The organism is Candidatus Sphingomonas colombiensis (assembly GCA_029202845.1).
GTDB classification, from domain to species: Bacteria; Pseudomonadota; Alphaproteobacteria; order Sphingomonadales; family Sphingomonadaceae; genus Sphingomonas; species Sphingomonas colombiensis.
This window is the reverse complement of sequence record CP119315.1, coordinates 1,017,108-1,037,675: the sequence shown is the minus strand read 5'-3', so window position 1 is coordinate 1,037,675 and position 20,568 is coordinate 1,017,108. Positions and strand designations below refer to the sequence as shown.

Genomic DNA, 20,568 nt, shown 5'->3' with positions numbered 1-20,568 from the left:
GAAGCGCCAGCCGCTCACCGCGTGGCGAGCATCTCCACCATCCGCGCCGCTAGCAGCGGCAGCGTATCGTCACGCGCGCCCATCACGACGATCCGGTCTCCGGTCTGCGCGGTCGCGACGAGATGCGCGGCCGCCGCGTCACGATCGGCGATGTGCCGGGCGCTGGCCCCAGCAAGCGAGAGATCACCCACGATATCGGCGCTCGTCACCTCGCGGTTGACGGTGCCCCCCTGATAGACCGGATCGGGCATTACCAGCTGGTCGCCGGCGGCGAGCTTGCTCGCGAACATCGTCACCAGCTCGCACCGCATCACCTTGAGCGGGCCATAGCCGTGCGGCTGGAACAGCACGAGCAGCCGCCCCGGAAACGCATGGAGCGTATCGAGCGTGGCGGCGATCTTGTCCGGGTTGTGGCCGAAATCGTCGATCACCGCGACGCCCGCGGCCGTTCCGACCAGATCGAAGCGCCGCTTGAGCCCGGTGAAGCGCGTGATTCCCGCAATCGCCTGTTCGAGCGCAAGGCCCGCCGCCAGCGCCGCGCCGATCGCGGCGAGCGCGTTGGCCACATTATGCCGCCCCGGCACCGCGAGGCGGATGCGATGGCCGCGCAGCGAGAAGCTCACCGCGAACGGCTCCTCGACGATATCGCTCGCGCGGAGATCGGCCTCGCGGTCGATCGCGAAGCTCGTCACGCGGTCACGCGGCAATGCCAGCGCGAGCGTGGCGGCGTCGCTATTGTCGATGTTGACGATCGCGTGTGCCGCCTTGCCGATAAAATCGCCGAACAGCTCGTTCAACTCGGCAAGCGATTTGTGATCGAGGCTGACATTGTTGAGCACCGCGATGCGCGGGACATAAAGCGCGATCGAGCCGTCGCTTTCATCCACCTCGCTGACATAAGCGTCGCCCGCGCCGACCAATGCGCTGGCGAACGGGCGATCCGGGCGTGCGAAATCCTTCATCACCGCGCCGTTCATCACCGTCGGATCACTCCCCGCCGCATCGAGGATCGTCGCGATCATGCCGGTGACGGTGGATTTGCCCGAAGTGCCTGCCACGCCGATCGGCAGGCGGCTTGCATTGAACAGCCGCGCGTTCAGCTCCGCGCGGGTCAGGCGCGGGCAGCCGAGCCGCTCCGCCGCGACGATATCGGCCACGGTCGCCTCCACCGCTGCCGAGGCGACGACGATCTGTTCGGGCGAGGTGATGCCCGATCCGTCCTGCGGATGAAGCGCGATGCCCATCGCCTTGAGCGCGTCGAATTTGGCCGGCACGCGGCCCTGATCGAGCGAACGATCCGATCCTGCGACGATCGCCCCGCGCCCGGCAAGGATCATCGCCAGCGGCATCATCCCCGATCCGCCGATCCCGACGAGAAAGTAACGGGCGGTTGCGAGGTTGCCGTCTTGCATCGCGCGGGGCTATCCCGGTTTGGCGAATGGCTCAACCGCCGACGGGGGATTACGGGTGCGTATCGGGATCGTTTCACCGGCTAAAACGCTCGATCCGCTGGCGGCGGAGCGCTCAGCCGCTTTTGCCGCAATCGCCTATCCGGCGGTGGACATGGTTTTTCACCCGCAATGTTTCGAAAGCGACGGCGGCCATTTCGCCGGGCCGGACGAGCGCCGTGCGGCGGCGTTCCTGGAATTCGCCAATGATGCCGCGTTCGATGCGATCTGGTTCGGGCGCGGCGGCTACGGCTCCAACCGTATCCTCGCCCGCGCCATGCCGCAGCTTTCGGCGGCGGCGAAGGCCAAGGCTTATGTCGGCTATTCGGACATGGGCTTCATGCTCGCGGCGCTCTACGCCCGGCGGATCGGGCGCCCGGCGCACGGGCCGATGCCGATCGACGTGATGCGCGACGGCGGCGATCGCACGATCGCGCGCACGCTCGGCTGGCTGAACGGCGACCGGCAGGGGCTGGAGCCGGGGCTGGGCGGCCGGCCTTCGGTGGCGTTCAACCTCGCGATCCTCAACAGCCTGATCGGCACCCCATGGCTCCCCGATCTGGCGGATCATGTGCTGCTGATCGAGGAAGTGTCCGAGCCGCTCTATAATGTCGATCGCATGCTCTTCACCATGGCCAATGCGACGCAGCTACGCGGCATCGCCGGCGTGCGGCTGGGCGCGGTGACAGACGTTGCGGAGAACGACCCGCCATGGCGCGAGCCGCTAGACACGATGATCCGCCGCTGGTGCGCGGACATGGGCGTGCCGTTTCTCGGGCGCGCGGAGATCGGGCATACGCAGGGGAATTGCGTGGTGCCGTTCGGGGCAGTTTGATGGGCCGACAGGTGGCGATGCGGTAATATCGCACGGCATTGCGTAGCCCCCGCCGATCGGTCATCATTTTTCCTGCGAACGCGGGAGGCTGAATGGCGGAGCGAGCGGAGGGGCACGGAGCGGATCATTCGCTCGAGCGGCTCATTTTCTTCTCCGACGCCGTCATGGCGATCGCGATCACTTTGCTGATTATCGAAGTACATGTGCCCCATCTCCCCGCGAATGCGAGCGATGCGGAATGGGGACGGGCATTGATGGCCCTCAAGCCGAACTTCATGGCGTTCGGCATCAGCTTTCTGGTGATCGGTGCGATGTGGGCGGCACACCATGCGACGATGGGCTATGTGGCGCATTACGCTTCTCGTCTGATCTGGCCGAATTTGCTTTTTCTGATGTCGATATCGTTTCTGCCGTTTCCCACGGCGCTGATCGCGCTGCCGGCCGTTTCGCACGTCCCCTATGTGTTTTACGCCGCATCGTTGCTGGTGGCTGCGCTGCTCAAGGCTCGTCTCGCGCTGATCGCGTTATCGCCTGATCTCGTCAGGCCGGGGATCGCGCCCGCCTGCATCGCGATCGAGCGTCGCCGGGTGTGGATCATGCCGGGCGCGGCGCTGATCGCGTTGATGCTGACGTTCACCAGCGCACCGCAATGGGCCATGCTGGCGATGCTTCTGATGGCACTCGCGCGCCGCCTGCCTTATTTTCAGATGCCCAGATAAAGGCGCGCCGCTCACCCGTCTCGCGCCAGCGCCTTCAGCCGATAGAGCGTATCGAGCGCCTCGCGCGGGGTGAGTGCGTCGACATCCAGCGTCTCCACCTCGCGGCGGATCGCATCGCCCTGCTCCTCCGGCTCAGGCAGCGTGGCGGCGAACAGGGGCAGGTCGTCCAGCCCCGCCGCGAGGCCGCCGGTCTTGGCGCGGCCCGCCTCCAGCTTTGCCAGCACCGCTTTCGCTCGCGCCACGGTCGCCGGGGGCATCCCCGCGAGCCGCGCGACGGCGAGGCCGTAACTGCGGTCGGCCGGGCCGTCCGCCACTTCGTGCAGCAGCACCAGTTCGCCCTTCCACTCGCGTGCGCGGACGTTGTGGAGGCTTAAGGCGTCGCAGCGTTCGGCCAGCCGCGTCAATTCGTGATAATGCGTCGCGAACAGGCAGCGGCAGCGATTGTCTTCGTGGATCGCCTCCACCACCGCCCAGGCGATGGCGAGGCCGTCATAGGTGGAGGTGCCGCGCCCGACCTCGTCGAGGATCACGAAGCTGCGCGACGTCGCCTGCGCGAGGATCGCGGCGGTCTCGACCATCTCGACCATGAAGGTGGAGCGCCCGCGCGCGAGATTGTCCGACGCGCCGACGCGGCTGAACAGGCGATCGACCAGCCCGAGCGTCGCCTGGCTCGCGGGAACGTAGCTGCCCGCCTGCGCCAGCACCGCTATCAGCGCGTTCTGGCGCAGGAAGGTCGATTTGCCGCCCATGTTCGGGCCGGTGACGAGCCATAACCGCGACGTTTCGGAGAGCGAGCAATCATTGGCGACGAAACGCTCGCCGGCCTTGGCCACCGCTGCCTCGACCACCGGATGGCGGCCGCCCACGACGTCGAAACAGGGATGGTCGACCAGATGCGGGCGCGCCCATGCGCCTTCCGCCGCGCGTTCGGCATTGCCGGCGGCGACGTCGAGCCGGGCGAGCGCATCGGCGGTGGCGGCGATTTCCTCGCGGCGGGCGAGCGCCTGTGCGGTGAGGTCTTCGAGATGCGCGGCCTCGGCGGCGAGCGCGTGCGCGCCGGCCTGCGTGACGCGGGCGGCGACCTCGTGCAACTCCGGCGCGTTGAAGCGGACGACGCCCGCCAGCGTCTGGCGATGGGTGAAGCCCGAATCCGGCTTCATCAGCGCGTCGCCGGCGCGGGCGGGGACTTCGATATGATAGCCGAGCACGCCATTGTGGCGGATCTTGAGCGCGGAAACGCCGGTTTCGGCGCGGTATTTCGCCTCCAGCGCGGCAATCGCGCGGCGGCCGCCCGCGCCGGCATCGCGCAGATCGTCGAGCGCGGCGTCATAACCGGCCGCGATATAGCCACCGTCCGACGCCTCGATCGGCGGCGCGGGGACGATCGCGCGCTTGAGCAGGTCGATCAGCGCGCCATGCCCGCGCAATTGCGGGGCGATCGCGGCGAGCAGCGGGGGGGCGGCCTCCACGCGGTCAAGCAACTCGCCGAGCGACCATGCGCCGTCCAGCCCGTCGCGGAGCTGGCCGAGATCGCGCGGGCTGCCGCGACCGGCGGCGATCCGCCCGAGCGCCCGCCCGACATCGGGCAGTGCGCGCAAAGCCGCGCGCAGCCGCTCGCGCAACACGCCATCGTCATGGAATAGCTGGACGAGATCGAGCCGCGCGTCGATCGCGGCCTGATCCATCAGCGGCGCGCCGATATCCGCCGCGAGCAAGCGCGCGCCCGCGCCGGTGACGGTGCGGTCGACCGCATCGAGCAGGCTGCCCTTGCGCGCGCCGCCGGTGGTCTGTGTCAGTTCGAGGCTGTCGCGCGTCGCGGCGTCGATCGCCATCGCCGCGCTCGCGCTCGATACGCGCGGCGGCCGCAGGAAGGGCAACGCGCCCTTGGCGGTGTGATCGAGATAGGCGACCAGCCCGCCCGCCGCCGCCAGCATCGCGCGGCCGAATTGCCCGAAGCCGTCCAGTGTCGCGACGCCATAGAGCCGCTTCAACCGCGCCTCGCCCTCGCCGCTGTCGAAATCGGCGCGCGGGCGCCACCCCGTCGCGGGCGCATCGCTGTTGTCCGCCGCAATCACTTCCGCCGCCGCCAGCCGCGCCAGTTCCGCGCTCAATCCTTGCGCGGTGCAGGCGATCACTTCGAACCGGCCGGTGGAGATATCGGCCGCCGCGATGGCGATCTCTCCGGCCGCTTCGCCGACGGCGACGCACCAATTGGCGGCGCGCGCGTCGAGCAATGCCTCTTCGGTCAACGTGCCGGCGGTGACGACGCGGACGATCGCGCGATTGACCAGCGCCTTCGATCCGCGCGCCTTGCGGGCGGCCTCGGGCGACTCTGTCTGTTCGGCGATGGCGACGCGATGCCCGGCCTTGATCAGCCGCTGGAGATAGGCGGTCGCGGCATGGACCGGCACGCCACACATCGGGATCGGCGCGCCATTGTGCTCGCCACGCGCGGTGAGCGCGATATCGAGCACCGCGCTCGCCGCTTTCGCATCGTCGAAAAACAGTTCGAAGAAATCGCCCATCCGGTAAAACAGCAGGCAATCCGCCGACTCGGCCTTGAGCGTGAGATATTGCGCCATCATCGGCGTGGGAGCGGTGGCAGCGGTCATCCGTGCGGCGATACCGTTCCGTGCGGCGCGGGGGAACAGGGGAGTTGCGGATGACGGAGCAAACACGCTGTCGCTGGGCGCAGGGCAATGCGCTGATGCGCGCCTATCACGATATCGAATGGGGCGTGCCGCAGCACGATCCGCGCATGTTGTGGGAAATGCTGATGCTGGAGGGCTTTCAGGCCGGCCTGTCGTGGCAGACGATCCTCAATAAGCGCGAGGGGTTTCGCGCCGCCTTTGCCGCCTTCGATCCCGCGCAGGTCGCCGCATTCGGCGAAGGGGATGTGGGGCGGCTGATGGCGGATTCCGGCATCGTCCGTGCCCGCGCGAAGATCGATGCGACGATCCGTGGCGCGCAAATCTATCAGGATATGGGCTCCGCGGCGTTCCACGATTTCTGCTGGAGCTTCACCGATGGGCGGCCGATCGCGGGCGACGGCATCGATCTTCCCGCCGTCACACCGCTCTCCGAGCGCATTTCGAAGGAGATGAAGAAGCGCGGGTTCAAATTCGTCGGGCCGACGATCGTCTATGCGTGGATGCAGGCGGTAGGGATCGTCAACGATCACGCACAGGACTGTTTCCGGCGGTAGATTGTTGCATCATGACGGACGGGGCCTAAAGAAACGGGCATATTCACCTCCCCGACCCAAGGCCCACACATGTCCGAACCCACCAACGTCCAGTTTTCCGAGCGCGAAGCCCTGTTGTTCCATTCCGAAGGGCGGCCGGGAAAGATCGAGATCATCGCATCGAAGCCGATGGCGACGCAGCGCGATCTGGCGCTGGCATATTCGCCGGGCGTGGCCGTGCCGGTGCAGGCGATCGCGGACGATCCGGCGACCGCTTATGATTATACCGCCAAGGGCAATCTGGTCGCGGTAATCTCCAACGGCACCGCGATCCTGGGCATGGGCAATCTCGGCGCGCTGGCGTCGAAGCCGGTGATGGAGGGCAAGGCGGTGCTGTTCAAGCGCTTCGCCGATGTCGACTCGATCGATCTTGAAGTCGCGACGGAGGATGTGGACGCCTTCATCAATTGCGTCGCGCTGCTGGAGCCGTCGTTCGGGGGCATCAACCTTGAGGATATCAAGGCGCCCGAATGCTTCATCATCGAGCAGACGCTGCGCGAGCGGATGAACATTCCGGTGTTCCACGACGATCAGCACGGCACTGCGATCATCACCGCCGCCGGCCTGATCAACGCCTGCCTGCTCACGGGCCGTAACATCAGCGAGATAAAGGTGGTGGTGAATGGCGCGGGCGCTGCCGCGATCGCCTGCACCGAACTGATCAAGGCGATGGGCGTGCGCCATGAAAACGTGCTGATGTGCGATCGCAAGGGCGTGATCTATCAGGGGCGCGAGGGCGTCAATCAGTGGCAGTCCGCCCATGCCGTGCCGACCGACCGCCGCTCGCTGACCGAGGCGCTGGAGGGCGCGGACGTGTTCCTCGGCCTGTCTGCCGCCGGGGCGCTCAAGCCCGAGATGGTGAAGGATATGGCGAAAGCGCCGATCATCTTCGCCATGGCGAATCCCGAGCCGGAAATTCGCCCGGAAGATGCCAAGGCGGCGCGCCCCGATGCGATCGTCGCCACCGGACGTTCGGATTATCCGAACCAGGTCAATAACGTGCTCGGCTTCCCGTTCATCTTCCGAGGCGCGCTCGATGTGCGCGCCTCGGCGATCAACGAGGATATGAAGATCGCCGCCGCGAAGGCGATCGCGGAGCTTGCGCGTGAGCGTGTGCCGGAAGAGGTCGCCCTGGCTTATGGCGTGCGGCACGTGTTCGGGCCGGAATATATCATTCCCGCGCCGTTCGATCCGCGCCTGATGGAAGTGGTGTCCGTCGCCGTCGCCCGAGCCGCGATGGATTCCGGCGTCGCGACCAAGCCGATCCTCGACATGGCGGCCTATCACGAGCGGCTCCGCGCACGGCTCAATCCGACGACGTCGATCCTGACCCTCGCCTATGAAGGCGCGCGCGCGCATCCGAAGCGCGTGCTGTTCGCGGAGGGCGAGGAGGAAGTGGTGCTGCGCGCCGCGATCCAGTTCAAGGAAGGCGGCTATGGCACGCCGGTTCTTGTCGGCCGTGACGATGTGCCCGAACGGCTGCGCGCGCTGGGCGTCACCAATCCGGAAGAATATGAGCTGCACAACAGCCGCCATTCGCCGCTGGTGCCGCAGATGGTGGATTTCCTCTACGAGCGGCTGCAGCGTCGGGGCTATCTGCGCCGTGATTGCGAGCGGATGATCAACCAGGATCGCAACATCTTCGGCTCGGTGCTGCTGCAATTGGGCAAGGCCGATGCGATGATCACCGGTATCACGCGCCCGTGGGCGAAAACGATGCGCGAAGTGAAGCGCGTGATCGATCCGGAAACGGGGCGCACGCCGTTCGGCATCCATATCCTCGTCGGGCAGACCCATACGGTGTTCATCGCCGACACCACGGTCAACGAGCGTCCAAGCCCGGAGGAACTGGCCGATATCGCGGAGCATACCGCACAGGTCGCGCGGCGCATGGGGCAGGAGCCGCGCGTCGCGTTCCTCAGCTATTCCACGTTCGGCAATCCCGAAGGGCAGTGGCTGGAGAATATCCGCGCCGCCGTCGGCGTGCTCGATGAGCGGCAGGTGAGCTTCGAATATGAAGGCGAAATGTCGCCGGACGTCGCGCTCAATCCCAAGCAGCTCGCCAATTACCCGTTCGCGCGGCTTTCCGGGCCGGCCAATGTGCTGGTGATGCCGGGCCTGCAATCGGCCAATATCTCCGCGAAGCTGCTGCGGGAGCTGGGTGGGGACTCGATGATCGGCCCGATGCTGCTCGGCATGGAAAAGCCGGTGCAGATCGCGCCGATGACCTCCACGGCGAGCGAATTGGTTACACTTGCAGTGCTAGCCGCCGGCGGCATCGCGCGTTAAGTCACACTGAAATTCACGGGAACGGCAAGGTGCCGTTCCCGTGAATCTATTGGAATAAAATAAGATTTCTCCGGATTTCCAATGGTTTTCCGGCATAATTCACGCCCATCGTTCCGCTTCGGCGCAACCTTTCGCGAGCGAAACCATTTCGCTTTCACTGGGAACGATGGAGAACATATGATGCGGATGGTTGCTTTGGCCGCGCTGAGTGCGGCGGTGCTGGTAACGGGCTGCGTTGGCGACGAGGGCCCCGGCTATGCCGGCAACGGCTATGGTCGTTATGATTACAACCGCCCGGATCCCTCCTATAACGGCTATTATGCCGATCGTTATTATCGCGACGATGCGCGCTATCGCGAACGTCGCCTGAGCAACAATGATCGTGTCTATGTCGGTCAGGACGGGCGCTATTATTGCCGCCGTAACGACGGCACGACCGGCCTGATCGTCGGCGGTATCGCGGGCGGCGCGCTTGGTGCCGCGATCGCGCCGGGTGGCTCGGGCCTGCTCGGTGCACTGATTGGCGGCGTTGGCGGTGCGGCGCTCGGCAAATCCGTCGACAAGAAGGACGTGCGCTGCCGCTGATGTGATTTCCGGAACGGCGACAGATTGCGACAAATTCGTCGCCGTTCCGGCATATCCGCACGACATTCGCGCACCAGATTGTCCCATGGCCAGCGTATCGGCCGAGTAGGGAGCATGATGATGAAAAAATTGAGCTTGATCGCCGCTGGTATCGGCATTGCCTTTGCCGCCGTGCCCAGTGTCGCGGCGCCGTGGGTGCCGATCGGCCAGCGCGTCTCCAATCTTAATATGCGGATCGATCAGGGCGTGCGCTCGGGCAGCCTGAACCGCGCTGAGGCGGTGCGGCTGCGGAGCCAGCTGCGTGATCTGCAAAATCTGGAGGCCCGCTATCGCCGTGGCGGCCTGTCGATGGGCGAGCGCCGCGATCTAGATCAGCGGTTCGACAGGCTGAGCGCGCGCGTCCGCTTCGAGAAGCATGACGCAAATCGTGGGCCCGGCTTCCCGCATCACCGGTGAGCTAACGCAAGGGTTTTCCCGAATCCTTCCAGCGATCGAGCACGGGGGATTGGGGTAGGTTATCGGAGGCGGCGTCGCGCAATGCGGCGCCGCTTTCCGTATAAGCGGGCTGAATCACGGGGGGAGGCCCGGCGGGGTTCGGTTTTGAGACGGGCAATTCGGTGATCGAAACCGGGGCCTGCGCTGGAAGCGACGCGGGGATCGCCGCTTGCGGCTCGCCACCATGATAGACACCACTAAACGCCGCTGCCGTCCCCCAATAACCCTTCCAGCGATGGAAGAAATGCGCGCCGATCGCGTCGGTCATCACCAGCGTGCGGTTCCACGCCGGGGTGACGGCATAGGTATGATAATGCGTCGCCAGCCCGACCGGCGCGAACACCTGACCCGCGAGGATCGTCGCAGCATTGCGCGCGGCGCGGGCCCAGGCGTTGCGTGACGGTATGCGCGCGGCCGATCCGTCGCACGCGAAGCTGAACTGGCAACCGCTGGCGCGCGTCGCGCCCTGATAGACCACGCCGCATATGGTGGACGGGAAAGCGGGATGGCGGACGCGATTGAGCACCACCTGCGCCACCGCGCGTTGCCCCGCGTCGCTTTCCGACGCCGCCTCGTAATAAACCGCCGCAGTCAGGCATTCGAGCGCGCGGGCCCGGTCGATCGTCGTCGCAAATCGGGTGGAGAAAGGCGCGGCGGGCGTCACCCCGCCGTTCCCCGAAACGATCGCGCCACGCGGCACCGGGGGCAGCGCGATCGTGCCTGTGGTGCCCTGCGCGGGGGAGGCGAATTCACCCGATGGCGCGATGGCAGCGATCGCGGCTGCGCGGCTTGTGGGGGCGGGTACGGCGGGCGAGCGCGTGAAGTGAAACGCCGCCGCGCCCGCCAGTGCCGCGCCGCCGACGAGCGGCAGGACGAGCAGCGCGCGCCGCCGCAGGGCGCGCATGCGTGCCGGGCGTTGCGCGAGGCGCTGGGCGCGTCGTTCACTGGGATGCGTCGCTGCGGACATGTTGCCCGCTCTAGCGCGGATCGTTTACGATTTCGCTCCGATCAACGCAGCGTCGCGCTATCGAGATTGAGCGCGGTCGCCGGGATCGTTTCGGTTCCCGGCCGTTCCTTGCGCAGCGCATCGCCGAACGTGCCCGCGTCTCCGACCACCACCACAGTGGCGTTCGCCGGATCGAACAATGTGGCGGCTGCCTCTTGCACGGCCGCCGCCGGGGTGTTGCGCACCGCATCGGCATAATGCGTCATCTCATCGACCGGCAGACCGTTGATCACCGCATTGCCGACGATCCCGGCAAGCCCCGCCGTTTGCTCGATCGTGCGCCCGAAGCTGCCGATCAGCACCGAGCGGCGCGTGGCGAGTTCGCTTTCGGCGATCGGTGCGCTACCCAGCCGCCGCATCTCGCCGGTTATCAGCGACACCACCTCGGGCGCGGAGGCGTTCTTGGTCGAGGCGCCGGCGGCGATCGAGCCGGTCACGCGGCTGGCGGAAAGATCGCTGCGCGCGCCATAGGATAGCCCGCGCTTGATGCGGATTTCCTGATTGAGCCGGGAGGTGTAGCCGCCGCCCAGCACCGTATTGGCGAGCAGCGCCGGATAATAACGCGGGTCACCGCGCGCGATCGCGCCGCGCGTGACGGTGACCCCGGCCTGCCCCGCATCGGGCAGGTTGACGAGGATCGTGCGCGGCGTGGCGGCGGGCGTCGGTTTCGGGAGCGCTGCGGGAGCGGGGCCACTTGCGCGCCAGTCTCCGAACCAGCGTTCCGCCAGCGCCTTTGCGGTCGCGGGCAAAATATCGCCGGTCAGGATCAGCGTCGCGCGATCGGGCGACCAGGCGGCGTCATAAGCGGCGCGTACATCGGCGCGCGTGATCGCCTTCAGCGAGGCGGGCGTGCCGTCGATCACGCCGCCATAGCCCGATGCGCCGAACAGGGCGCGATCGGCGACCAGCCCGGCCAGCTCCATCGGATCGGTGAGCGAGACCTGCGCCGCGTCGATCGCCTGCGCCCGCGCGCGCTCCAGTTCGTCGGGGGCGAGGGTCGCGTGGCGCGCAGCATCGGCGAGGATGCCGAGCGCTGGCGACAGTGCCGGCGTGGCGACGGTGATGCCGATCGCGCTGCCCCCGCGACCCGCGCTGGTGTCGATCGACGCGCCGAGCGCCTCCGCCTCGCGTGCGATCTGCGTCGCGGAGCGCGTGGCGGTGCCCTTGGTCAGCAAGGTCGCGGCGAGGCTGGCGGTGCCAGCCTTGCCCGAGGCATCGCGCGCCGCGCCCGACGCGCCGATCAGTCGCGCGGTGACGAGCGGGATGTCATGCCGCTCTACCGTTACGACCCGCAGGCCGTTGGCGAGGCGCATTTCGCCGGGAACCGGCACATGGCCGGCGACGACCGGGCCGAGCGGCGGCAGCGCCGCGCGTTCTGCGTCGCTCGCGGGGGTGACGACGGCGATGTTCGTTCGCGCGGACAGCGCGCGCGTCTCCACGCTTGCGGCGACGGGAATCCCCGAATCGGGTTTCGCGCCCTCGGGGGCGGGGAGATAGCGGATCGTCGCGACGCGATCGTCGGCGAGCCAGATGCGCGCTACTCGCTGCACGTCGGCGGCGGTTACCGTGCGGACGGCCTCCAACTGACGCTCGGTTGCTTGCGGATCACCATCGACCAGCACCGAGGCGGCAATCACGCGAGCGCGCCCCTCGGCGGTTTCCATCGCTTTCAGCGCATCGGTGAGGATCTCGGTTTTGGCGATGGCGAGTTCGGCGGCTGAGACCGGCGTGTCGCGCACCTTGGCGATCTGAGCACGCAGCGCGCGATCCACCGCGTCCGGTGTCTTGCCGCCGGCGGCGATGGCAATGATGTCGAACTTGCCGGGGCCGGCACGCGTATCGAGCGTCGCGTCGACCGATTGCGCCAGCCCGTCGCGATAAACGAGGCTTTCGTGCAGCCGCGAGCTTTCGCCGCGCGACAGGATCGTTTGCAACACCATCAGCGCCGGCATGTCGGCCGAGCGATCGGGCGGCAGCGGATAGCTCAGCGCGATCGCGGGGAGGGGGGTGTTCGGCTCATGCACCGTCACCGTCACGGGTCTGGTGCGTATCGGTTCATCCACCGTCACGCGTGGGATCGGGAGGTCGGGGCGTTTGATGGGTGCGAAATATTGATCGACCCAGCGATCGAGTTCGGCGTCGTCGAAATTGCCCGCCACGACGAGTATCGCGTTGTCGGGCCGGTAATAGGTCGCGTGGAAGGCGCGCACATCGTCGATAGTCGCCGAATCGAGATTGGCGATGCTGCCGATCACGCCGCGCGCATAGGGATGATGCTGATAGGCAAGCGCGGGCAGATAGAGCGAATCGAGCTTGCCATAAGGCTGGGCAAGGACGCGCTGGCGAAACTCCTCCTTCACCACATCGCGTTCGGATGCGAAATCGGCCGGATCGACGACGAGTGACGCCATGCGATCGGCCTCCGCGAACAATAGCCGCTGGAGGTGGTTCGCGGGGACGATCTCGAAATAATTGGTGTAATCGTCCCCGGTGGAGGCGTTGTTATAGCCGCCGACATCCTCGGTCAGCCGATCGAATTGTTCGGGCCTCAGGTTGCGCGTCGCTTTGAACATCAGATGTTCGAACAGATGCGCGAAGCCGGAACGCCCGCGTGGATCGTCTCGGCCGCCGACGTCATACCAGACCTGGATCGCGACATTGGGCGTCGCAGTGTCGCGGATCGCAAAGACGCGTAGGCCATTGGCGAGCGTGCGCTGGGTGAACGGGATCGGCTTCACCGCCGGGAGCGGCGGGGCCGGCTCGGCGAGCGCGGGAACGGCGACGGTGGCGAGCAGCAGCGGAAGGATCAGGCGCATGGCGTTCTTTCAGCGGGGCGGGGAGCCACCCAGTTACGGGTCAGCGAAACGGGCGTGAAGCCGAGTGAGGCATAGAGCCGCGCGGGCGGCGCGCCGGCATGGGCGTCGATGAACAAGGCGTCGCAGCCGGCCGCGCGAAGCAATGCCTCCGCCCACAGGATGAACGCGGACATCACACCTCGCCCGCGATGTTCGGGCAGGACGAACAGATGCTCGATCAGGCCAAGGCGGTTGGGGCAGGCGATGGTCAGGCCATAGCCGATCGGCGCATCCCCCGCGCGCTCGGCGATCAGCCAGTAATCGGCGGGCGGGCTACGGCGGCGCATACCCTCCAACAGCCCGGCGGCGACGGCGGGGTCGATCGTGCCGGTGCGTTTGCCCTCGCGGTGATCGGCATCGACCAGTGCGGCGAAGGTGTTCCATTCCGTGGCGCCACTCACCCGTCTGGGCGCGATCGGCGGAAAAGGATGTGACGAGGCGAGCGGATCGCGCGTGATGAATTCGATCACCGGCGGCTGGGCGACATGGCCGGCGAGCGCCAGCGCGGCCTCGATCGCCGGATCGGTCAGCGCGTCGGTGGTGACGACGTGCCACGGCGAATGCGCGAGATGCCGGTCGAGCGCGTCAAACAGCGCCGCCGGTATCGCGCCCGCGTCGGCTGTCGCGAAATTGCCATCCCATGTGTCGGGATAATCGGGCGAGGCGATCACCGTCACGCCGGGGGCGGCGGTGATCGTCGTGGCCCCGAGCCGCCTGAACCAGCGTCGCGCGGTGGCGACACGGGCGGCGGCTTCGTTCATTTCCTGTCGCGATTGGCGAACAGGACGGCGGCGGCGACTGCGGCGGAACCGATGCCTACGCCCAGGCTGATCTTGCCGAGATTCCAGTTGCGGGTGCGCCGTTCGCGCTTCGCCTCGTCTGCGCCCTTTTCATGCGCCTTTGCGTCGCGCGCGGCGGCGAGGATTTCATTGGGTTCTTCATTGTCGGACACGCTTACTCTCCTTCATTCCCATAATATCGCGCGCGGAACGCATCGGCGAAAGCGCGGAGCGTACCGCTTTCGATCGCTGCGCGCAGATCCGCCATCAACGCTTCGTAGAACCAGATGTTATGCTCGGTCATCAGCATCGCGCCGAGAATTTCGCCCGCCCTGACGAGATGATGAAGATAGGCGCGGCTCCATGTGCCGCATACCGGGCAGCCGCACGCCGGATCGAGCGGCCCCATATCCTCTGAAAAGCGCGCGTTGCGGATGTTGATCGGGCCGGTGCGGGTGAAGGCCTGCCCGGTGCGGCCGGAGCGGGTGGGGAGCACGCAATCGAACATATCGACCCCACGCTCGACCGCGCCGACGATATCATCGGGCTTGCCGACCCCCATCAGATAACGCGGCTTATCGACCGGCAACTGGCCCGGTGCGAAATCGAGGCAGCCGAACATCGCCTCCTGCCCTTCGCCGACCGCGAGGCCACCGATCGCATAGCCATCAAAGCCGATATCGATCAGCGCGTCGGCCGATGCCTTGCGCAGCCCCTGATCCAGCGCGCCCTGCTGGATGCCGAAGATCGCGTTGGACGCGGCATGTTCTTCGCCGGCGTCGAATGCCGCGCGGCTGCGCTTTGCCCAGCGCATCGATCGTTCCATCGCCCCTGCTTGCACCTCGCGGGTCGATGTGGTGGGCACCAGTTCGTCGAACGCCATGATGATGTTCGAGCCGAGCAGTCGCTGAATCTCGATCGAGCGTTCCGGCGAGAGCATGTGGCGCGAGCCATCGAGGTGGCTTTTGAATGAAACGCCTTCCTCGCTGCGCTTGGTGAGATCGGCGAGGCTCATCACCTGATAGCCGCCGGAATCGGTGAGGATCGGGCGGTCCCAGCCCATGAAATCGTGCAAGCCGCCGAGCCGCGCGACCCGCTCCGCACCGGGGCGGAGCATCAGGTGATAGGTGTTGCCGAGGATGATATCCGCGCCCGATGCCGCGACATCGGCGGGCTTCATCGCCTTGACGGTGGCGGCGGTGCCGACCGGCATGAACGCGGGCGTGCGGATCACGCCGCGCTGCATCGCGATCGTGCCGGTGCGCGCCGCGCCATCCGTGGCGGCGATCGAAAAGGTGAAACGGTCGGTCATTGTGCGGTGATAATGCCCCGGTGGACTATTTCGGTTTGTGTTTGTCGCGCGGCGTGCGGTCGCTGGGCACGGTTGCGCGGATCGTCAGGCATTCGGCGCGGGTGACGACGCCATCGTGATCGCGATCGAGCCGGCGGAAAATCTGCGCCATCTTGGTCTGCAATTCGATCAATGTGATGCGATTGTCACCATCGGCATCGGTTTCGAACGGGCTGGGCAGCGCGTTGCGATCACCCAGCCAGCGCTCGGCCCAATCCGCGAAGGCGATATAGCCGAGTGAGCCCTTATGCTCGGTATCGATCGCGGCGAAACTGCGCTCGACACAGGTGTGAAGCTCCGCCGCAGTGGTGCGGCCGTCGCCATCCAGATCGCAGGCGGCAATCATCATCGCCGCCGGTTCCACCATCATCGTGGCGGGCGGCTGGCCCGGCCCCGGCGGCGTGGCGGCGACCGGAGCGGCGGCCTGAAGCAATAGCGCCAATATCATGCGACGATTTCCTGCAAGATCCATGCGGGCATGCCCTGCATCGACACGCATGCGCCTGAACCGTGGCTGAGCCGAGAGATGCCGCGCCTGTGCTCCATGTCCGTTGCCCTATGGCGCGCGCGGCAGGCTGGCAACCGCCGCACGCGAGTGACGCGGAAATGATGGTGTGGGGGAAAAAAAGAGCGGCGGCCAAGGGAGGGGTTCGGCCGCCGCTCGAAAGGGAGGTCTGCTGAACGAGTGAAACTGGCGAGGCCGGCGCAAGTTCCCGTTCGCATGGCTTTTCTTGCCGAGTCCGTTTCGGGGGTCATGCCAGCGCGGTAACCCCGGTGCAGAGCAGGCGGACCAGTTCGCTCTGACCACGCACCCCGGTCTTGGCGTAAATCCGTTTTGAATAGTTGCGCGCGGTTTCGATGGTGAGCCCGATGCTCGCGCCGGCTTCCGCGATGCTGGCGCCATCGGCCAGTGCGGCGGCGAGGCGGGCTTCGCTGTGGGTCAGTCCGTGAAGCGCCTCCAGCGCGGCGAGGCGCGCCGGGCCGGGGCGAGGCGAGACGCGGATCAGCGCGGTCATCCCGAGCGCGGCTGGGATCAGCAATGCGTCAAGCGCGGCGGTCGACGAGAGCGTGATTGCGCGTGGCGACGTATCGGAATCCGCTGGCGAAGGTGCTGGCGGCGAGCGGGAGAAGGCGCTCGGCCTCGGCGTCACCGGTGCGAAGTCGCTGTCCGATGACAGGGGCGATGCCGGTGCGCGCTTGTAGCGTTCTCGCGGCGACGGCATCCAGATCCACCACGCGCGCATCACGGTCGAAGGTGATCCACCCGGTGCTGTTACGCGTGAGCGCGTCTTCCGTGGTCGCGAGGCGCGCACGTAGTCGCTCGCTCTCCGCCAGCCCGGCGATCGCGACGGCAAGATGCGGGGCAAGCGCGGAGAGCAGGGCGCTGTCGGCCGCAGCGAAGGCGCGTTCGACGCTCGTGATTGCAAGGATCGCGCTAGCGCCCCCCGCTTCCGTGACGCGCATGATGCGCAGGTCGCTGCCGGGCGCGGACTCATCAAGTTCGGCGGCGGCGTAAACGCGATTGGGGCGCAGCCGGTCGGGCGGGATCGCCGGCAGCGGCATGGGCAAAGTGAGGGGCAACGGGGCGGTGAGCAGATGCGCATTGTCGGCGCGGGTGCGCTGGCGCAGGCGGGCAAGGAAGGTCGCCCAGCGCGGCTCCTCCCGCGCCCCGGCGTGGAGCGGTAGCAGCAGATCCGTCTCGTCAACCCGGCTGAATGCCATCTACCTCCCATATGGGAGGTGGCGCGCGAATGCCAGCCGCCCAATTCGCGAGCCATGACGATCGACGCGACGACTCTCACTCACCTCGAACGGCTCGAGGCTGAATCGATCCACATCATCCGCGAGGTGGTGGCGGAGTGTGAAAAGCCGGTGATGCTCTATTCCGTCGGCAAGGATTCGGCGGTGATGCTGCATCTGGCGCGCAAGGCCTTCTATCCCGCGCCGCCGCCGTTTCCGCTGCTCCATGTCGATACGACCTGGAAGTTCCGCGCGATGTATGAACTGCGCGATCGGATGGCGCGCGAGAGCGGCATGGAATTGCTCGTCTATCGCAATCCGGAGGCCGAGGAGCGCGGGATCAACCCGTTCGATCACGGCCCGCTCCACACCGATATGTGGAAGACTGAGGGGCTGAAGCAGGCGCTCGACCTTTATGGCTTCGACGCGGCGTTCGGCGGCGCCCGGCGCGACGAGGAAAAGAGCCGCGCGAAGGAGCGGGTGATCAGCTTCCGCTCGGCTAGCCACCGCTGGGATCCGAAGAACCAGCGGCCTGAATTGTGGAACCTCTACAATACGAAAAAGGCGAAGGGCGAAAGCATCCGCGTCTTCCCGATCTCCAATTGGACCGAGCTGGATATCTGGCAATATATCCAGCTGAACGACATTCCGATCGTCCCGCTTTACTTCGCCGCACCACGCCCGACGGTGGAGCGCGACGGGCTGCTGTTGATGGTCGATGACGACCGCTTTCCGCTGGCGGAAGGCGAGGTGCCGGTGGAGCGCTCGATCCGTTTCCGTACGCTCGGCTGCTACCCGCTGACTGGCGCGGTGGAGAGCGAGGCGGCGACGCTCGAAGAGGTGATCCAGGAAATGCTGCTCACCACCACCAGCGAGCGGCAGGGGCGGGCGATCGATCGCGATGCGGGATCGGCGAGCATGGAGAAGAAGAAGCAGGAGGGGTATTTCTGATGACCACGGCCGTTCCCGCTTCCGACAGCGCCTATCAGGTGGATGCGCTGATCGCCGAGGATATCCATGCCTATCTCGATCGCCATCAGCACAAATCGCTGCTGCGCTTCATCACCTGCGGCTCCGTGGATGATGGCAAGTCCACGCTGATCGGGCGGCTGTTGTACGATTCGAAGATGATCTTCGAAGATCAGCTCGCCGCGCTCGAATCGGATTCGAAGAAGGTTGGCACGCAGGGGCAGGAGATCGATTTCGCCCTGTTGGTCGATGGCCTCGCCGCAGAGCGCGAACAGGGCATCACGATCGATGTCGCCTATCGCTTCTTCGCGACCGAAAAGCGCAAGTTCATCGTCGCCGATACGCCGGGTCACGAACAATATACCCGCAACATGGTGACCGGTGCGTCGACCGCCGATCTGGCGGTGATCCTGATCGACGCGCGCAAGGGCGTGCTTACGCAGACGCGGCGGCATTCCTACCTCGCGCACCTGATCGGTATCCGCAACGTCGTGCTGGCGGTGAACAAGATGGATCTGATCGGTTACGATCAGGCGACGTTCGACAGCATCGTCGCGGATTATGACGCGTTTGCTCGATCGATCGGCATCACCGATTTCGTCGCGATCCCGATTTCGGGGTTCAAGGGCGACAATATCACTGCGCTCTCGCTTAATACGCCCTGGTATCGCGGGCCGACGCTGATCGAACATCTGGAAAATGTGCCGCTGGATGCGGAAGGCGATCAGGCGCGGCCATTCCGCCTGCCGGTGCAGTGGGTCAACCGGCCGGATCTCGATTTCCGCGGCTTCGCCGGGCTGATCGCGAGCGGGCGCGTCAAGCCGGGCGACGCGGTCCGCGTATTGCCATCGGGCAAGACATCACAGGTCGCGCGGATCGTGACGATGGATGGCGATCTCGACGAGGCGGTCGCGGGGCAATCGGTTACACTTACGCTTGCGGATGAGGTGGATTGCTCACGTGGCGACGTGATCGCCACCGCCGATGCGCCGCCACAGGCCGCCGATCAGTTCGAGGCGACGATCGTGTGGATGGCGGAGGAGGAAATGCTCCCCGGCCGCTCATATTGGCTGAAGCTCGCGACGCAGACGGTGAGCGCGACGGTGCAGGCGCCGAAATATCAGATAAACGTCAACACGCTGGAGCATCTCGCCGCCAAGACGCTGGATCTGAACGCGATCGGGGTCGCCAATCTCTCCACCGACCGGCCGATCGTGTTCGAGCCTTATGCCGATAACCGCCAACTCGGCGGCTTCGTGCTGATCGATAAGCTGACCAACGCGACGGTCGCGGCTGGGATGCTGCACTTCAGCCTGCGTCGCGCGCAGAACGTCCATTGGCAGGCGCTCGACGTGAGCCGCGAGGCGCGCGCCGCGCTCAAGAACCAGAAGCCGATGGTTTTGTGGTTTACCGGCCTGTCCGGTGCTGGAAAATCGACCATCGCCAATATCGTCGAGAAGAAGCTGGCGCGGATGAACCGCCATACCTTCCTGCTCGATGGCGATAACGTGCGGCACGGGCTCAACAAGGATCTTGGCTTCACCGACGCTGATCGCGTCGAGAATATCCGCCGTGTGGGTGAGGTCGCGCGGCTGATGACCGATGCCGGCGTGATCGTCATCACCGCGTTCATCTCGCCATTCCGCGCCGAGCGCGAGATGGTGCGGCGGATGATGCAGCCGGGCGAGTTCATCGAGGTGCATATCGACACGCCGCTCGCCGATGCCGAGGCGCGTGACGTGAAGGGCCTTTATGCCAAGGCGCGTAGCGGGGCGCTCAAGAACTTCACGGGCATCGACTCGCCCTATGAGGCACCGGACGATCCCGAAATCCACATCGATACCACCAGCATGACGGCGGAGGAGGCGGCCGAACTGATCGTGCGGCGGCTGATCCCGTAACCGGCGATTTTACCAATCGTTAACGGCGCGCGGGGCAGAATAAGAACCATGGCACAGCCGGCTCCCCGTTATCGCGACGATATCGTGATGCATTCGCTACCGCTGCCCGAACCGCGCTGGATCGCGGGCAGGGCTGCGGGCGAATCGCCTGTGCGCATGTTGCAGGATCGGTTGCTCGACGCATTCGATGCGCCGGCGCCGGTTCATCCGAGCCCGGAAAAACTGCCGCTCAGCGTGCGTGTCGGGGTAATGCTCGGTAGTTCGCTATTGCTGTGGGTAGCGATCGGCGGCGCGATTTACGCGCTCTAATAACCAAATAGGTTTCCTACAACGGCCGCTATGGCCTAATTGA

General features: G+C 66.2%; 19 protein-coding genes. 9 read left to right on the top strand and 10 right to left on the bottom strand.

The genetic code is table 11. The features are described from left to right. Positions 1 to 14: 14 nt before the first annotated feature. Positions 15 to 1,412, bottom strand: coding sequence for a Mur ligase family protein (locus P0Y64_04755; protein WEK44141.1), 1,398 nt, complete (start codon positions 1,410 to 1,412; stop codon positions 15 to 17). Positions 1,413 to 1,467: 55 nt separating this feature from the next. Here P0Y64_04755 and P0Y64_04750 point away from each other — a divergent pair, with 55 nt between their 5' ends. Beyond that, positions 1,468 to 2,283, top strand: coding sequence for an LD-carboxypeptidase (locus tag P0Y64_04750; protein ID WEK44140.1), 816 nt, complete (start codon positions 1,468 to 1,470; stop codon positions 2,281 to 2,283). A 92-nt stretch (positions 2,284 to 2,375) separates the two neighbouring features. Continuing rightward, positions 2,376 to 3,002, top strand: a complete 627-nt coding sequence (locus P0Y64_04745; protein WEK44139.1) for a TMEM175 family protein — start codon at positions 2,376 to 2,378, stop codon at positions 3,000 to 3,002. Positions 3,003 to 3,013: 11 nt separating this feature from the next. On the opposite strand, the gene mutS is transcribed toward P0Y64_04745, so the two are convergent. Then, positions 3,014 to 5,587, bottom strand: a complete 2,574-nt coding sequence (gene mutS / locus P0Y64_04740; GenBank protein WEK44965.1) for a DNA mismatch repair protein MutS — start codon at positions 5,585 to 5,587, stop codon at positions 3,014 to 3,016. A gap of 77 nt (positions 5,588 to 5,664) precedes the next feature. Here mutS and P0Y64_04735 point away from each other — a divergent pair, with 77 nt between their 5' ends. The 4 genes from P0Y64_04735 (at position 5,665) to P0Y64_04720 (ending at position 9,576) form a co-directional block, all read left to right on the top strand. Continuing rightward, positions 5,665 to 6,207: a DNA-3-methyladenine glycosylase I gene (locus P0Y64_04735; GenBank protein ID WEK44138.1), complete on the top strand. Its 543-nt coding sequence runs from the start codon at positions 5,665 to 5,667 to the stop codon at positions 6,205 to 6,207. A gap of 69 nt (positions 6,208 to 6,276) precedes the next feature. Then, positions 6,277 to 8,535: an NADP-dependent malic enzyme gene (locus P0Y64_04730; protein ID WEK44137.1), complete on the top strand. Its 2,259-nt coding sequence runs from the start codon at positions 6,277 to 6,279 to the stop codon at positions 8,533 to 8,535. A gap of 180 nt (positions 8,536 to 8,715) precedes the next feature. Next, complete coding sequence (locus tag P0Y64_04725; protein ID WEK44964.1) at positions 8,716 to 9,120, top strand: hypothetical protein; 405 nt, start codon at positions 8,716 to 8,718, stop codon at positions 9,118 to 9,120. Between the two features lie 120 nt (positions 9,121 to 9,240). After that, positions 9,241 to 9,576, top strand: a complete 336-nt coding sequence (locus P0Y64_04720; protein WEK44136.1) for a hypothetical protein — start codon at positions 9,241 to 9,243, stop codon at positions 9,574 to 9,576. A gap of 1 nt (position 9,577) precedes the next feature. Here P0Y64_04720 and P0Y64_04715 read toward each other — a convergent pair whose 3' ends face one another. The 8 genes from P0Y64_04715 to P0Y64_04680 all read right to left on the bottom strand — a co-directional run bounded on the left by P0Y64_04715 (position 9,578) and on the right by P0Y64_04680 (position 17,328). Then, positions 9,578 to 10,582, bottom strand: coding sequence for a cell wall hydrolase (locus P0Y64_04715; GenBank protein ID WEK44135.1), 1,005 nt, complete (start codon positions 10,580 to 10,582; stop codon positions 9,578 to 9,580). A 41-nt stretch (positions 10,583 to 10,623) separates the two neighbouring features. Beyond that, positions 10,624 to 13,437 (bottom strand): pitrilysin family protein, encoded by a 2,814-nt coding sequence (locus P0Y64_04710; GenBank protein WEK44134.1) that lies wholly within the window; start codon positions 13,435 to 13,437, stop codon positions 10,624 to 10,626. After that, positions 13,428 to 14,237, bottom strand: a complete 810-nt coding sequence (locus P0Y64_04705; GenBank protein ID WEK44133.1) for a GNAT family N-acetyltransferase — start codon at positions 14,235 to 14,237, stop codon at positions 13,428 to 13,430. The genes P0Y64_04710 and P0Y64_04705 overlap by 10 nt, the downstream gene beginning before the upstream one ends. Further along, a complete protein-coding gene (locus P0Y64_04700; GenBank protein WEK44132.1) occupies positions 14,234 to 14,428 on the bottom strand; it encodes a hypothetical protein in 195 nt (64 codons plus the stop codon). Before P0Y64_04700 ends, P0Y64_04705 begins: the two co-directional genes overlap by 4 nt. A 2-nt stretch (positions 14,429 to 14,430) precedes the next feature. Further along, positions 14,431 to 15,567, bottom strand: coding sequence for a tRNA guanosine(34) transglycosylase Tgt (gene tgt, locus P0Y64_04695; protein WEK44131.1), 1,137 nt, complete (start codon positions 15,565 to 15,567; stop codon positions 14,431 to 14,433). A gap of 25 nt (positions 15,568 to 15,592) precedes the next feature. Next, on the bottom strand, positions 15,593 to 16,054 hold the full coding sequence (locus P0Y64_04690) for an EF-hand domain-containing protein (protein ID WEK44130.1): 462 nt from the start codon (positions 16,052 to 16,054) through the stop codon (positions 15,593 to 15,595). Positions 16,055 to 16,358: 304 nt separating this feature from the next. Continuing rightward, positions 16,359 to 16,646 carry a hypothetical protein gene (locus P0Y64_04685; protein ID WEK44129.1) on the bottom strand — a complete coding sequence of 96 codons (288 nt, stop codon included), beginning with the start codon at positions 16,644 to 16,646 and terminating at the stop codon, positions 16,359 to 16,361. A gap of 4 nt (positions 16,647 to 16,650) precedes the next feature. Further along, positions 16,651 to 17,328 (bottom strand): hypothetical protein, encoded by a 678-nt coding sequence (locus P0Y64_04680; protein ID WEK44128.1) that lies wholly within the window; start codon positions 17,326 to 17,328, stop codon positions 16,651 to 16,653. A gap of 54 nt (positions 17,329 to 17,382) precedes the next feature. Here P0Y64_04680 and cysD point away from each other — a divergent pair, with 54 nt between their 5' ends. From cysD to P0Y64_04665, 3 genes are read left to right on the top strand one after another with little or no spacing between them, the layout of a single operon-like run. Next, positions 17,383 to 18,297, top strand: a complete 915-nt coding sequence (gene cysD, locus P0Y64_04675; protein WEK44127.1) for a sulfate adenylyltransferase subunit CysD — start codon at positions 17,383 to 17,385, stop codon at positions 18,295 to 18,297. After that, positions 18,297 to 20,216: a sulfate adenylyltransferase subunit CysN gene (cysN, locus tag P0Y64_04670; protein WEK44126.1), complete on the top strand. Its 1,920-nt coding sequence runs from the start codon at positions 18,297 to 18,299 to the stop codon at positions 20,214 to 20,216. Before cysD ends, cysN begins: the two co-directional genes overlap by 1 nt. Positions 20,217 to 20,264: 48 nt before the next feature. Beyond that, positions 20,265 to 20,525: a hypothetical protein gene (locus P0Y64_04665; GenBank protein ID WEK44125.1), complete on the top strand. Its 261-nt coding sequence runs from the start codon at positions 20,265 to 20,267 to the stop codon at positions 20,523 to 20,525. Positions 20,526 to 20,568: the final 43 nt, after the last annotated feature.